We start from the raw sequence: 13,075 nt of genomic DNA on the forward strand, positions 1-13,075 counted from the left end.
GCGAAACGTGTCACGGGAGCGGTCCGGGGAGAGACGTGAACGAAGTAACCCCGTTTATGACAAGGGGAGTTACGAAGGCGTCCGCGCCGCCGCCACCAGCAGCCGTCCGACCTCGTCGGTACACATGGTCAGGGCGGCGCCCACCGTGCCCAGGACGTCCCGCTCCGCCGCCGAGTACGGCCCGTCGGCCAGGGCGATCCGCGCGCCCTGCAGCAGAATCGATTCCCGTCCGGCCGGGGCGAGGTGCTGGGCGAGCGGGTCGAGCGCCTCGTGCAGTTCGATCGCGAGCCCGGCCGCGGGCCCGCAGTGCTCGGGCAGTCGCCCGGCGTCCGTCATCAACGCCTCGACCAGCGCGGCCAGTTGTTCCTCGGAGCAGTCGTCGAAGCCGGCCCCGCGCAGCGTGCCGACGGCGCACTCCAGCGACGTGCGGGACGAGGAGCCGCCCGCCGAGAGCACCGCGAGCACGACCGTGTGCACGGCGTCCCGGAGCATCGCCGAGAAGCGGTGCGTGGTCGGGTGGTCGAGCGCCTCCGTCCCGTACCGGCCCTCGCAGGCGGCGCACTGGACGACGGGCCCGGTCTCGCCGCGCGGCACCACCGGCACGCCGAGCACGGTGAAGCGGCGCCGGCCGGTGCGCCGCTGGTAGTTGCGGTCACCGCCGCAGCCCGGGCAGAAGAACTCCCCGTCGCCGACGGTGGTCCATGTGGTGTGCACGCCGAGGACCCGCGAGACCCCGGTTCGCCGCATACGTCCCCAAATCGGCAGCACGTCGCACACCTCCGTTTAACGGCGCCGCAACATCGCGGCGTTGGCGTGATGTTAGCCACATTGTTGATGCGGCGTCAGTACCTTGGTCACGCCAAGGTCACGGAGATCGGGCTGACTGGCCGAGACACGCCGCGGCCCCGCACACCGACAAAAGGTGTACGGGGCCGCGTTCGCGCAGCTCAACCGCCTCAGCGGGCCGCGCGGTTGACCGCGGAGACGACCGCCTTCAGCGACGCACGTGTCGTATTCGCGTCGATCCCGATACCCCACAGAACCTTGTCGCCGATGGCGACCTCGATGTACGAGGCGGCGACCGCGGAGGCGCCCTCGCTCATCGTGTGCTCCTGATAGTCCAGCAGGCGGGCGTCGATGTCGATGCCCTGCAGTGCGTGGAAGAACGCGGAGATCGGGCCGTTGCCGGTGCCGACCAGGACCCGCTCGGCGCCGTCGACCTCGGCCTCGACGGTCAGCGTGTCCACGCCGTCCTTGTCGGTCGTGGTCTGGCCGGTCTTGACCTGGATGCGGCCCCACGGGTTGTCCGGGTTGGGCAGGTACTCGTCCTGGAAGATGCTCCAGATGTCCTTCGGCGTGACCTCGCCGCCCTCGGCGTCCGTCTTCGCCTGGATGACCTTGGAGAACTCGACCTGCATACGGCGCGGCAGGTCCAGGCTGTGGTCGTTCTTCAGGACGTACGCGATACCGCCCTTGCCGGACTGCGAGTTGACGCGGATCACGGCCTCGTAGGAGCGGCCGACGTCCTTCGGGTCGATCGGCAGGTACGGGACGGCCCACTCGATGTCGTCGACGGTGACGCCCTTGGCGGCGGCGTCGGCCTCCATGGCGTCGAAGCCCTTCTTGATGGCGTCCTGGTGGGAGCCGGAGAAGGACGTGTAGACCAGGTCGCCCACGTACGGGTGGCGCGGGTGGACCTCCATCTGGTTGCAGTACTCCCACGTACGACGGATCTCGTCGATGTCGGAGAAGTCGATCTGCGGGTCGACGCCCTGCGAGAACAGGTTCATGCCCAGGGTGACCAGGTCGACGTTGCCGGTGCGCTCGCCCTGGCCGAACAGGCAGCCCTCGACGCGGTCGGCGCCGGCCATGACCGCCAGCTCGGCGGCGGCGACGGCGGTGCCGCGGTCGTTGTGCGGGTGGACGGAGAGCACGACGTGCTCACGGCGCGACAGGTTGCGGTGCATCCACTCGAAGCGGTCCGCGTGCGTGGACGGGGTGGAACGCTCGACCGTGGCGGGCAGGTTCAGGATGATCTCGCGGCCCGGGCCCGGCTGGTAGACGTCCATGACCGCCTCGCAGACCTCCAGCGCGAAGTCCAGCTCGGTGTCGGTGAAGATCTCGGGGCTGTACTGGTAGCCGAACTCCGTCTCCGGGCCCAGCAGCTTCTCCGCGTACTCGATCACCAGGCGGGTGCCGTCGACGGCGATCTGCTTGATGTCGTCCTTGGAGCCGCGGAAGACGACCCGGCGGAAGACCGGGGCGGTGGCGTTGTACAGGTGGAGCGTGGCGCGCTTGGCGCCCTTCAGGGACTCCACCGTGCGCTCGATCAGATCCTCGCGGGCCTGGGTCAGTACGGAGATCGTGACGTCGTCCGGGATCGCGCCGGGCTCCTCGATGATCGACCGTACGAAGTCGAAGTCGGTCTGCCCGGAGGCCGGGAAGCCGACCTCGATCTCCTTGTAGCCCATCTTGACCAGCTGGTCGAACATCCGGCGCTTGCGCTCGGGTGACATCGGGTCGATCAGCGCCTGGTTGCCGTCGCGCAGGTCGGTGGAGAGCCAGCGGGGCGCGACCGTGATCCGGTTGTTCGGCCACGTGCGGTCGGGGATGTCGACCTGGTCGTACCGGCCGTACTTGTGGATCGGCAGGGCGCTGGGGCGCTGGAAGTTCGGCATGATGCGTGGGGCTCCTCGAGGGTGGCCGGTAAGGCGGCCGACGGCGCAACGCCAAACTCCGCGGGGAGGGGGTCGGCCTCGACTACAGGCCCTCGCCGCGGCAGCTAAGGAGAAGCAGCCCGTAACGCATGATGCTCCGCACCTTAGCCGAGTCTCGCCGGACGCGCGGGCCCGTATCAGTATGCGGGATCCGCGTCAGGTAACGGGTAAGAGGTGATCAATACCTCTATTTCACTAATCATTGTTGCAGGTAGTGACAGCGGCATGACCCAGTGCCACATTGCCTCGCATGACCGCCAACCCGACGGGCGGCCCGCAAGGGTTCGAGCCCGTTTTCTGCACCATCGTGCCGCCGCACATCCTCGACCGGGCCGCGCAGTCCGGCGAGGCGGCGATCGCCGTCAAGGCCCGCAGGAGCCTGGAGCGCGACGCCTTCGAGCGCACCCGCCGCCGGATGACGACCGTCATCGGCGCCCCGTCCGTCGCCCCGCCCGCCGGCACCCCGGCGGAGCAGCCGCAGCGCACCGTCTACGACGCCCGGCACCACACGGAGCTGCCGGGGCGCAAGGTCCGCGGGGAGGGCGACAAGCCCGGCAAGGACGCGACCGTCAACCGCGCGTACGCAGGCCTGGGCGCGACGTTCGAGCTGTACCTGGAGAAGTTCACCCGTCACTCGATCAACGGCGAGGGCCTGCCGCTGAACGCGACGGTGCACTACTCCGAGGACTACAACAACGCCTTCTGGAACGGCGAGCAGATGGTGTTCGGCGACGGTGACGGCGAGATCTTCCTCGACTTCACCATCCCCGTCGACGTCATCGGCCACGAGCTGACCCACGGCGTCACGCAGTACACGGCGAACCTGACGTACTTCGGCCAGCCCGGCGCCCTGAACGAGTCGGTGTCGGACGTCTTCGGCTCGCTCATCAAGCAGTACACGCTCGGCCAGACCGCCGCCGAGGCCGACTGGCTGATCGGCGCGGGGCTGCTCGCGCCGCGCGTCACGGGCGTCGCCCTGCGCTCCATGAAGGCCCCGGGCACGGCGTACGACGACGATGTGCTCGGCAAGGACCCGCAGCCCGCCGACATGGACCACTTCGTGCGGACCGGCCGGGACAACGGCGGCGTGCACATCAACTCCGGCATCCCCAACCACGCCTTCTACATCCTCGCCGAGTCGCTGGGCGGTCACGCGTGGGAGCGGGCCGGGCAGATCTGGTACGACACCCTGACCGGCGGTGAGCTGAAGCAGGACGCCCTGTTCGCCGACTTCGCGAAGCTGACGGTGAAGGCCGCGCAGGCCCGGTTCGGCGGCGGCGAGGAGCAGCAGGCCGTGCTGAAGGCGTGGGAGCAGGTCGGCGTACCGACGCACTGACTCGCGGCCCGGATGTGGAGTAGACAGGGACCCATGCGTATCCACGTCACGCGCACGGGCGGATTCGCCGGCATCGACCGGCACGCGGAGGTCGACACGGCGGGCCGTGCCGACGCCCATGAGTGGCAGGTCCTGGCCGAGAAGGCGATGGCCGCGGGCCGGGGCACGCCGCCCATAGGGGTTCCCGACGGGTTCAGCTACACCATCACCGTGGACGGCAGGACGGTGTACTGCGCGGACCCCCGGCTCACCGAAGAACAGCGCAGGCTGATCACCCGAGTACTCAAAGAAGGGGCGTAACTCCCGGTCGCTGCATGGGCGTTGACTTCCTACCGGCCGGTACGGATGATCGCGCCCATGACAGCCACCGAGGCACCGCAGCCGTCCGCGCCGTCCTTTCCGCCCGGCTTCCTGTGGGGCGTGTCCACGTCGGCCCACCAGATCGAGGGCGCCGTCGAAGGGCGCGGGCCCTCGGTGTGGGACGTGTTCGGCGCCGAGCCGGGCCGGATCAAGGACGGTTCGACGGCGGCGGTGGCCTGCGACCACGTGGCCCGCTACCGGGAGGACGTGGCGCTCGTCCGCGACCTGGGCGTGGACGCGTACCGCTTCTCCGTCTCCTGGCCGCGGGTGCTCTCGCCCGGCGGTCTCGACTTCTACGACCGGCTCGTCGACGAGCTGTGCGCCCAGGGCGTGCGTCCGGTGCCCACGCTCTTCCACTGGGATCTGCCGGTGGGGCTGGAGGCGGCGGGCGGCTGGCTGGAGCGGGACACCGCGGCCCGCTTCGCCGAGTACGCGGCGACGGTCGCGGCCCGGCTCGGCGACCGCGTGGACAAGTGGATCACCCTCAACGAGCCGGCGGAACACACCCTGTTGGGGCATGCCCTCGGTGAGCACGCGCCCGGCAGGAAGCTGCTCTTCGGCGCGCTGCCGGTGGCCCATCACCAGCTCCTCGCCCACGGTCTCGCGGCGCGGGCGCTGCGCGCGGCGGGCGCTAGCGACATCGGCATCGCGAACTCGCACGGCCCGACGTGGCCCGCGTCCGACGATCCGGCCGACACGGCCGCGGCGGACCTGTACGACGTGATCCTGAACCGCCTCTTCAGCGACCCGCTGCTGCTCGGCCGGTACCCGGAGGGATTCGGCGAGCTGATGCCCGGCGACGACGTGGCCGCGGACCTGAAGGTGATCTCCGAGGACACCCTCGACTGGTACGGGGTCAACTTCTACCAGCCGACGAAGGTGGGCGCCCCGGGCGCGCGGGACGTGGAGTTCTCCGGGCTCACCCTCCCCGCCGAACTCCCCTTCTCCGTCCAGGAGATCACGGGGTATCCGGTGACGGACTTCGGCTGGCCCGTGGTCCCGGACGCGCTGACGTCGCTCCTCACCGGTCTCCGCGACCGCTACGGCGACCGGCTGCCGCCCGTGGTCGTCACCGAGAACGGCTGCGCGTACGAGGGCCTCGACGACCGGCGGCGGATCGACTACCTCGACGGTCATCTGCGGGCGCTGCACCGGGCGTCGGAGGCGGGCGTGGATGTCCGCGGCTACTTCGTCTGGTCGCTGATGGACAACTTCGAATGGGCCGAGGGATACACGAAGCGCTTCGGGCTCGTGCACGTCGACTTCGCCACCCAGGAGCGCACGCCCAAGGCGTCCTACCACTGGCTGCGGGACGCGCTGCGGGCCCGGCGGGCATGACGGCGGGTGCGCTCGACGAGCCCGTCGAACGGGTCGGGCGGGGCTGGACGACCGCCCTGTCGCTGGCCAACGGCGCGATCTGGGTGGGCTGGTACGGGCCGCTGCAGATCCTGCTCGCCCGGCAGTCGGAGCACTTCGCGCCGGGCACCGGGCTGTCGAAGGAGGCGCTGCTGGCCTGGGTGACGGGGGTCGGCGCGGTGGTGTCGCTGGCCGCGAACCCGCTGTTCGGTGCCCTCTCCGACCGCACGGTGTCGCGGTACGGGCGGCGTACGCCGTGGATCGTGGCGGGCACGGCGGGCGGTGCGCTGTCGCTGCTCCTGCTCGGGGGCGCGGACGCGGTGTGGGTGGTGTTCGCCGGCTGGTGCCTGGTGCAGCTGACGCTGAACGCGGCGTTCGCGGCGGTCACGGCGGCCGTCCCGGACCGGGTCCCGCGGCTGCAACGGGGTTCGGTGGGCGGCTGGTTGGGGGCCGCGCAGATCCTGGGCGTGGTCGGCGGGACGGGGCTGGCGACGGTGGCGGGCGGGGTGGGCGCCGGGTATGCGGCGTGCGCCGTGTGCACCGTGCTGGGCGTCGCCCCGTACGTGCTGCGCCATCGGGATCTGCGCCTCGACCCGGCCGACCGTCCGGTGTGGTCGTGGCGTGCCTTCGCCGCGGGGTTCCGGCTGAGCCCGCGACGCCACCCGGACCTCGGCTGGGCGTGGCTGACCCGCTTCCTGATCAACCTGGGCAACGCGCTGGTGCTGCTGTACCTCTTCTACTACCTGCGGGACCGCCTCCACCACGACGATCCGGACTCCGGCGTGCTGATCCTGACGGCAGTGAACGGGGTGACGCTGCTCGCCACGGTCGTCGTCGGCGGCGCCTGGTCGGACCGGGTGGGGCGGCGCAAGCCGTTCGTGCTGTGGTCGGGCGTGCTGATGGCCGTGGCGACGGGACTGCTCGCCGGGTGGCAGACCTGGCCGGGCGCGCTCGTCGCGGCGGCGGTCCTCGGGATCGGGTTCGGAGTGTTCACGTCGGTCGACTTCGCGCTGATGACGGACGTCCTGCCGGCGGCCCTGGACCGCGGCAAGGACCTCGGCGTCGTCAACATCGCCAACTCCCTTCCCCAGGTGGCCGCTCCGGCGCTGGCGGCGCCGCTGGTGAACCACCTGGGCGGATACCGGGTGCTGTATCTGGTGGCGGCGGCCGTGGGGCTGCTCGGGGCGCTGCTGGTCCGGAAAATCAGGGCGGTGGACTGACGGGTATGACGTACCCTCCGCCTCTATGACCCCTGCCGCTCCCTCCCCCGACGCCTCCTCGCCGCTCCTCGGCCGTCTGGAGCGGTACTACGACACGGTGCCGCGCGCCGCCGCCCGCGTCGAGGAGTTCGGCTCGCTCACGCTGTTCGTCCGCGAGGGGCCGGGCTGGCCGTACTACGCGCGGCCCGCGTTGCGCCCGGACGCGCCGCCGCCGAGCGTCGAGGACGTCCGTCATGTGGTGGCCCGGCAGCGGGAGCTGGGGCTGCCCGAGGCGTTCGAGTGGGTGGCGCAGACGACGCCGGGGATGCGGAAGGCCGTCGAGGCGGCGGGGCTGCGGGTGAGCGAGCACCCGCTGATGGCGCGGGACGCGTCCGCGCCGCTGCCCGCCCCGCACCCCCTGGTCCGGGTCCTCGACGCGCAGGACCCTTTCCTGGCGGGGGCGTTGGCGCTGGGCCATGTGGCGTTCGCCCACCCCGGGACCGCGGTGGGCGCGGCGGGCGCCGCCGAGCTCACCGCGGAGGTCACGGCGCGGGCCGCGGACGGCAGCCTGCCGGGTTACCAGGACCGGATCCGCTCGGGCCGCCTCGTCCTCGCGGCGGCCGTCGAGGACGGGGTGGTCCTCAGCTCCGGGATGCACATGCCTGTCGGGGACGTGACGGAGATCGCCGGGGTGGGGACGCTGCCGGTGGCTCGGCGGCGGGGTCTGGGGCTCGCCGTGACAGCGGCGCTGGTCGCCTCCGGCGGCTCCACGGTGTTCCTGTCGGCCGGGGACGATGATGTGGCCCGGATCTATGCGCGGCTCGGTTTCCGCCCGGTCGGCACGGCGATGATCGCGGCCCCGTCGAGCCCCTCCGACCCATCGAGCCCCTCCGGCTCCTCAAGCCCCTCCGGCGATTGAGGAGCGGGGGCCGGGGCAGAGCCCCGGGGCGGCGCGCCGTTGCCGGTTGAGATCTCGCCGCCGGGCGCGACATCGTCGTGGTTGCTCGCGCAGTTCCCCGCGCCCCTGGCGGGGCACTCCTAAAGCGCGCCCATGTCCCGAGCCGTCCAGACCGACGGGAACATCGGCCGGTAGCCCAGTTCACGGCGGATGCGGGACGTCGACATCACGCCGACCCACGGATCCGGGTCGACCTTCTCGTACACCTCCGGAGGAACCGGGACTCCGTTGAGCTGGAAGATGTCGACCGTGGTGACCGGGGCGTCGTCGGCGATGTTGTAGACGCCCCGCGCACCCGGCGCGTACAGCAGCCGCTGCAGGCCCTGGGCCACATCCGCGTGGTGCCCCATGTGCAGCCGCTGCATGGCGGGCCAGGACGGCGCCCACTGCATCGCGTTCTCCAGGTGCGGATCCCCGTCGCCGTACACGAAGGGCAGCCGCCCGATGCGGAGGTCGTCGAGGCCGTCCAGCGCGCCGAGCGCCCGCTCCGCCTCCCCTTTGGACTCGGGGTAGGTGCCCCACAGGTGGCCGCCCGGCACGGTCCCGTCGTCCTCGACCAGCGGCCTGCCGCGCCCCTTGCCGTACACGAGCCCGGTACTGACCTGCACGAACCGCCGCACGCCGGAGGCCACCGCGGCCCGGCCCAGCTCGATCGCCGCGTCCCGGTTGACCGCGCGCGCCTCCTCGTCCGGCACCCCGCGGAACGCCGCGGCGACGTTCACCACCGCGTCCGCCCCGGCCGTCGCCTTGCCCAGCGCCTCGGCGTCCCGCAGATCGCCGACCACCACCTGCGCGCCCAGCGCGGCGAACCGTTCCCCGCGCGCCGCGTCGCGGACGAGCACCCGCACCTCGTCGCCCGGCGCCGTGCCCTGCAGCAGCCGCGGTACGAACCGCCGCCCGACCTGACCCGTCGCTCCCGTCACCAATGTCAGCATGGCCGCCTCCTCGTCGTCGTAGCCATGCACACCACCCTCGGCGCACCGTCGCCGCGGCGGGAGAGACGCCTTTATCCAGGGACCGGCACTCCCTGGCTAAGACCGGGACCGCGAGCGACCCTGGAGAGGTGAACCGAGCCGAACTCGCCGACTTCCTGCGCCGGGCCCGCACCCGCCTGGCCCCCTCCGACGTGGGCCTGGCCGCCGGCAGCCGGCGCCGTACGCCGGGGCTGCGGCGGGAGGAGGTGGCGGGGCTCGCCGGGATGTCCGTGGACTACTACACGCGGCTGGAGCAGCGGCGCGGCTCCCATCCCTCGCGCCAGATGCTGACCGCGCTGGCCCGGGCGCTGCGGCTGACGGCCGACGAGCGTGACCACCTGTTCCACCTGGCGGGCGAGGTGCCGCCGCGCCGGGGCAGCTCCTCGGGCCATGTCCGGCCGGGTCTGCTGCTGATCCTCGACCGGCTGCAGGACACCCCGGCGCAGGTGCTGAGCGACTGGGGCGAGGTCCTCGCGCAGAACACGATGGCGGTGGCGCTGTCCGGTGACGCCACGGGCGAGAACCTGGTCCGCCGCTATTTCCTGGACCCGGGCGTGCGCGCGCTGATCCCGCCGGAGGACTACGAGACGCACGCCCGCGCGCACGTGGCGAACCTGCGGGCGGTCTCCGCCGCGCGCCCCGACGATCCGGGCCCGGTGTCCCTGGTGGCCGAACTCCGCGGCGCGAGCGCGGAGTTCGAGCGGCTGTGGGCGTCGCACGAGGTGGCCGTGCGGCGGGCGTCGACGAAGCGCTTCCTGCACCCGGTGGTCGGCCTGCTGGACCTGGACTGCGAAGTGCTGCTCAGCAGCGGGCACGACCAGCAGCTCGTCGTGCACTCGGCCCGGCCGGGCACGCAGACGTACGAGCGGCTGGCGCTGCTGCGGGTGATAGGGCTCCAGGACCTGAGCCCCAGCGAACGCTAGAAGCCGAGCTTGCGCAGCTGGCGCGGGTCGCGCTGCCAGTCCTTGGCGACCTTCACGTGCAGGTCGAGGTAGACCGGCGTACCGAGCAGGGCCTCGATCTGCTTGCGGGACTTGATGCCGACGTCCTTGAGGCGCTTGCCCTTCGGGCCGATGATGATGCCCTTCTGGCTGGGCCGCTCGATGTAGACGAAGGCGTGGATGTCGAGGAGCGGCTTGTCGGCGGGGCGGTCCTCGCGCGGCAGCATCTCCTCGACGACGACGGCGATGGAGTGCGGCAGCTCGTCGCGGACGCCTTCGAGGGCGGCCTCGCGGATCAGCTCGGCGACCATGACCTGCTCGGGCTCGTCGGTGAGGTCGCCCTCCGGGTAGAGCGCGGGGCCCTCGGGCAGCAGCGGCACGATCAGGTCGGCGAGCAGGTCGACCTGCTTGTCGCCGACGGCCGAGACGGGGATGATCTCGGCCCACTCGAAGCCGAGCTCCTTGCCGAGCTGGTCGATGGCGATGAGCTGCTCGGCGAGCTGCTTGCTGTCGACGAGGTCGGTCTTGGTGACGATCGCGATCTTCGGCGTCTTCTTGATGGACGCGAGTTCCTTGGCGATGAACCGGTCGCCGGGGCCGAGCTTCTCGTTCGCCGGCAGGCAGAAGCCGATGACGTCGACCTCGGCCCACGTGGTGCGGACCACGTCGTTGAGGCGCTCGCCGAGGAGGGTGCGCGGCTTGTGCAGGCCGGGGGTGTCCACCAGGATCAGCTGGGCGTCGTCGCGGTGGACGATGCCGCGCACGGTGTGCCGCGTGGTCTGCGGCTGGTCGGCGGTGATCGCCACCTTCTTGCCGACCAGAGCGTTCGTGAGGGTGGACTTGCCCGCGTTGGGGCGGCCGACGAAGCAGGCGAAGCCGGCGCGGTGGGCAGGTCCGGCAGCGGGGGTGTGAACGCTCATGGCGCCCATTGTCCCTGATCGTGGAAGCGCCGCAGCACCGTGAGGTTCCGGTAACCGCCGGGCAACACGAAACACGGTGGAAACGCGCGGGTAGGGATTCGGAAACCCGGGACGGTGACGCTCTACGACAGCCCCCACCCGGAGGAGACCCGTGACCGTCCCCCTCGTCCCCCTGGCCGCAGAGAAAGCCCCCGCCCTGGACTCCGGCGACACCGCCTGGCTGCTCGCCGCCACCGCGCTCGTCCTGCTGATGACGCCCGGCCTCGCCCTCTTCTACGGCGGCATGGTCCGCTCGAAGAGCGTCCTCAACATGCTGATGATGAGCTTCGTCTCGATCGCGCTCGTGACGGTGGTGTGGCTGGTGGCGGGGTACTCGCTCGCCTTCGGCGACGACTCGTTCGCGGGGCTGATCGGCGGCCTGGAGCACGCGGGCATGGCGGGCGTCGGCCCGGACTCGGTCACCGGCACGGTGCCCACGTTCCTCTTCACCACGTTCCAGCTGACCTTCGCGATCATCACCGCGGCGCTGATCAGCGGAGCCGTCGCGGACCGCACGAGATTCGGGGCGTGGCTCGTCTTCGTGCCCGTGTGGGCGCTGCTCGTATACGTTCCCGTGGCGCACTGGGTCTGGGGACCCGGCGGCTGGATCACGCAGCACCTGGGCGCCCTGGACTTCGCGGGCGGCCTCGTCGTGGAGATCGCGTCCGGCGCGTCGGGCCTGGCCCTGTGCCTGGTCCTCGGCCCGCGCATCGGCTTCAAGAAGGAGGCGATGCGCCCGCACAACCTGCCGATGGTGGTCATGGGCGCGGGCCTGCTGTGGTTCGGCTGGCTCGGCTTCAACGGCGGCTCGGCCCTCGGCGCGAACGGCGTCGCCGCGGCCTCCCTGTTCAACACCCTGATCGCGGGCTGCACCGGACTGCTCGGCTGGCTGTTCGTGGAGCAGAAGCGGGACGGTCACCCGACGACGTTCGGCGCGGCCTCGGGCGCGGTGGCCGGCCTCGTCGCCATCACCCCGGCCTGCGGTGTCGTGGGCGTGCTCGGCGCGGCCGTCGTCGGACTCGCGGCCGGTGTCGTCTGCTCGTACGCCGTGGCCTGGAAGTTCCGGTTCGACTACGACGACTCGCTGGACGTCGTCGGCGTGCACTTCGTGGGCGGCGTCGTCGGCACGCTCCTCATCGGCCTGTTCGCCACCTCGGCGATGACCGGCTCGGCCGCCGAGGAAGGCCTCTTCTACGGGGGCGGGTTCGGGCAGCTCGGCAAGCAGGCGCTCGCCGTGGTGGTCGTGGCGGCGTACACGTTCCTCGTGACGTACGGGATCGGGAAGGCCATCGACAAGCTGATGGGCTTCCGGGCGTCGGCCGACGAGGAGATGACGGGCCTGGACCAGACGGCGCACGCGGAGAGTGCGTACGATCACGGCGTCCTCGGTGCCTCCGCGCACCCCGGCCATTCCCTCATTGCCCCCGTCGCCGTTCCCGGAAAGGCCAAGCAGCCATGAAGCTGATCACCGCGGTCGTCAAGCCGTACCGCCTCGACGAGGTCAAGACGGCGCTGCAGGAGCTGGGCGTGCTCGGCCTGACGGTGACCGAGGCCAGCGGCTACGGCCGCCAGCGCGGGCACACCGAGGTGTACCGGGGCGCCGAGTACCGGGTCGACCTGGTGCCCAAGGTGCGCATCGAGGTCGTCGTCGGGGACGAGGACGCCGAACCGGCGATGGACGCGATCGTGCGGGCCGCGCGCACCGGCAAGATCGGTGACGGCAAGGTATGGGCGGTGCCGGTGGACAGCGTGGTGCGGGTGCGGACGGGCGAGCGGGGCCCGGACGCCGTGTAGGGCCTGTCGCGGTACACGGCCGAGCGGGCCCGTGACGTCGTACGTCACGGGCCCGCTCGGTGTGTGCCGGAGGTGCGGCCGGGTCAGAGGCTGACGCCGCAGTGCGGCCAGGCGCCCTTGCCCTGGCTGGCCAGGACCTTGCCGGCGACCGCCTTCTGCTCGCCCGGGGTCGCGAGGTGGGCGCTCGAGGCGTACTGCGTGCCGCCGTACGCGGCCCAGGTCGACTGGGTGAACTGCAGACCGCCGTAGAAGCCGTTGCCGGTGTTCGCCGACCAGTCGCCGCCGGATTCGCACTGGGCGACCTTGTCCCACGAGCCCTGCGTCGCCGCGGAGGCGGAGCCGGTGCCCGCGATCACCATCGTTGCGGCGGCACCGGCGAGGGCGGTGGCGGCGGCGAGACGGCGGACGCGGGTGGAACGGGAAGCGGGCTTGCGAGCGGTGGAGAACACGTAGGAAGCCTTTGTTCGGGGACGGGGCCTGC

The 13,075-nt window shown here is 71.7% G+C and carries 12 protein-coding genes and 1 pseudogene; 8 read left to right on the forward strand and 5 right to left on the reverse strand.

Going from position 1 to position 13,075, the window contains the following annotated elements; translation table 11 throughout:
• Positions 1 to 69: 69 nt before the first annotated feature.
• Together ACVHNB_RS33740 and leuA are read right to left on the reverse strand one after the other, a co-directional pair.
• The gene (locus ACVHNB_RS33740; RefSeq protein WP_428954786.1) at positions 70 to 747 is read right to left on the reverse strand and encodes a tellurite resistance TerB family protein; all 678 of its coding nucleotides are present in this window, start codon (positions 745 to 747) and stop codon (positions 70 to 72) included.
• A 209-nt stretch (positions 748 to 956) separates the two neighbouring features.
• Entirely contained in the window at positions 957 to 2,678 is a 1,722-nt protein-coding gene (leuA, locus tag ACVHNB_RS33745) for a 2-isopropylmalate synthase (protein ID WP_428954785.1), read from the reverse strand.
• 289 nt (positions 2,679 to 2,967) lie between these two features.
• On the opposite strand from leuA, the gene ACVHNB_RS33750 reads away from it, so the two are divergent.
• Genes ACVHNB_RS33750 through ACVHNB_RS33770 form a run of 5 tightly spaced genes read left to right on the forward strand, consistent with a single transcriptional unit; the run spans position 2,968 to position 7,887 of the window.
• Positions 2,968 to 4,053: a M4 family metallopeptidase gene (locus ACVHNB_RS33750; RefSeq protein ID WP_456226624.1), complete on the forward strand. Its 1,086-nt coding sequence runs from the start codon at positions 2,968 to 2,970 to the stop codon at positions 4,051 to 4,053.
• A 33-nt stretch (positions 4,054 to 4,086) separates the two neighbouring features.
• A complete protein-coding gene (locus ACVHNB_RS33755; RefSeq protein WP_428954783.1) occupies positions 4,087 to 4,353 on the forward strand; it encodes a protealysin inhibitor emfourin in 267 nt (88 codons plus the stop codon).
• 57 nt (positions 4,354 to 4,410) lie between these two features.
• Positions 4,411 to 5,751: a GH1 family beta-glucosidase gene (locus tag ACVHNB_RS33760; RefSeq protein ID WP_456226625.1), complete on the forward strand. Its 1,341-nt coding sequence runs from the start codon at positions 4,411 to 4,413 to the stop codon at positions 5,749 to 5,751.
• Positions 5,748 to 6,989, forward strand: a complete 1,242-nt coding sequence (locus ACVHNB_RS33765; protein ID WP_456226626.1) for an MFS transporter — start codon at positions 5,748 to 5,750, stop codon at positions 6,987 to 6,989. Before ACVHNB_RS33760 ends, ACVHNB_RS33765 begins: the two co-directional genes overlap by 4 nt.
• A 25-nt stretch (positions 6,990 to 7,014) precedes the next feature.
• A complete protein-coding gene (locus ACVHNB_RS33770; protein ID WP_428954780.1) occupies positions 7,015 to 7,887 on the forward strand; it encodes a GNAT family N-acetyltransferase in 873 nt (290 codons plus the stop codon).
• Positions 7,888 to 8,006: 119 nt separating this feature from the next.
• Here ACVHNB_RS33770 and ACVHNB_RS33775 read toward each other — a convergent pair whose 3' ends face one another.
• Entirely contained in the window at positions 8,007 to 8,861 is an 855-nt protein-coding gene (locus tag ACVHNB_RS33775; RefSeq protein ID WP_428954779.1) for an NAD-dependent epimerase/dehydratase family protein, read from the reverse strand.
• Positions 8,862 to 8,989: 128 nt separating this feature from the next.
• Here ACVHNB_RS33775 and ACVHNB_RS33780 point away from each other — a divergent pair, with 128 nt between their 5' ends.
• The gene (locus ACVHNB_RS33780) at positions 8,990 to 9,823 is read left to right on the forward strand and encodes a helix-turn-helix transcriptional regulator (RefSeq protein ID WP_456226627.1); all 834 of its coding nucleotides are present in this window, start codon (positions 8,990 to 8,992) and stop codon (positions 9,821 to 9,823) included.
• On the opposite strand, the gene era is transcribed toward ACVHNB_RS33780, so the two are convergent.
• Positions 9,820 to 10,770 carry a GTPase Era gene (gene era, locus ACVHNB_RS33785; protein ID WP_188339028.1) on the reverse strand — a complete coding sequence of 317 codons (951 nt, stop codon included), beginning with the start codon at positions 10,768 to 10,770 and terminating at the stop codon, positions 9,820 to 9,822. The two genes, ACVHNB_RS33780 and era, sit on opposite strands and share 4 nt — an antisense overlap.
• A 142-nt stretch (positions 10,771 to 10,912) precedes the next feature.
• Between era and ACVHNB_RS33790 the strand changes: the two genes are divergently transcribed.
• Together ACVHNB_RS33790 and ACVHNB_RS33795 are read left to right on the forward strand one after the other, a co-directional pair.
• On the forward strand, positions 10,913 to 12,259 hold the full coding sequence (locus tag ACVHNB_RS33790) for an ammonium transporter (RefSeq protein WP_456226628.1): 1,347 nt from the start codon (positions 10,913 to 10,915) through the stop codon (positions 12,257 to 12,259).
• Positions 12,256 to 12,594, forward strand: coding sequence for a P-II family nitrogen regulator (locus ACVHNB_RS33795; protein WP_428954776.1), 339 nt, complete (start codon positions 12,256 to 12,258; stop codon positions 12,592 to 12,594). The genes ACVHNB_RS33790 and ACVHNB_RS33795 overlap by 4 nt, the downstream gene beginning before the upstream one ends.
• An 86-nt stretch (positions 12,595 to 12,680) precedes the next feature.
• On the opposite strand, the pseudogene ACVHNB_RS33800 reads toward ACVHNB_RS33795, so the two are convergent.
• A pseudogene (locus ACVHNB_RS33800) lies at positions 12,681 to 13,043 on the reverse strand (transglycosylase family protein); the annotation flags it as partial.
• Positions 13,044 to 13,075: the final 32 nt, after the last annotated feature.

This window comes from Streptomyces sp. YJ-C3, from assembly GCF_053891275.1.

What these genes read in the sequence shown, in the direction of transcription:
- ACVHNB_RS33740 (WP_428954786.1), bottom strand. Translation starts at nt 747, where the DNA reads ATGCGGCGAACCGGGGTCTCGCGGGTCCTCGGCGTGCACACCACATGG.
- leuA (WP_428954785.1), bottom strand. Translation starts at nt 2,678, where the DNA reads ATGCCGAACTTCCAGCGCCCCAGCGCCCTGCCGATCCACAAGTACGGC.
- ACVHNB_RS33750 (WP_456226624.1), top strand. Translation starts at nt 2,968, where the DNA reads ATGACCGCCAACCCGACGGGCGGCCCGCAAGGGTTCGAGCCCGTTTTC.
- ACVHNB_RS33755 (WP_428954783.1), top strand. Translation starts at nt 4,087, where the DNA reads ATGCGTATCCACGTCACGCGCACGGGCGGATTCGCCGGCATCGACCGG.
- ACVHNB_RS33760 (WP_456226625.1), top strand. Translation starts at nt 4,411, where the DNA reads ATGACAGCCACCGAGGCACCGCAGCCGTCCGCGCCGTCCTTTCCGCCC.
- ACVHNB_RS33765 (WP_456226626.1), top strand. Translation starts at nt 5,748, where the DNA reads ATGACGGCGGGTGCGCTCGACGAGCCCGTCGAACGGGTCGGGCGGGGC.
- ACVHNB_RS33770 (WP_428954780.1), top strand. Translation starts at nt 7,015, where the DNA reads ATGACCCCTGCCGCTCCCTCCCCCGACGCCTCCTCGCCGCTCCTCGGC.
- ACVHNB_RS33775 (WP_428954779.1), bottom strand. Translation starts at nt 8,861, where the DNA reads ATGCTGACATTGGTGACGGGAGCGACGGGTCAGGTCGGGCGGCGGTTC.
- era (WP_188339028.1), bottom strand. Translation starts at nt 10,770, where the DNA reads ATGGGCGCCATGAGCGTTCACACCCCCGCTGCCGGACCTGCCCACCGC.
- ACVHNB_RS33795 (WP_428954776.1), top strand. Translation starts at nt 12,256, where the DNA reads ATGAAGCTGATCACCGCGGTCGTCAAGCCGTACCGCCTCGACGAGGTC.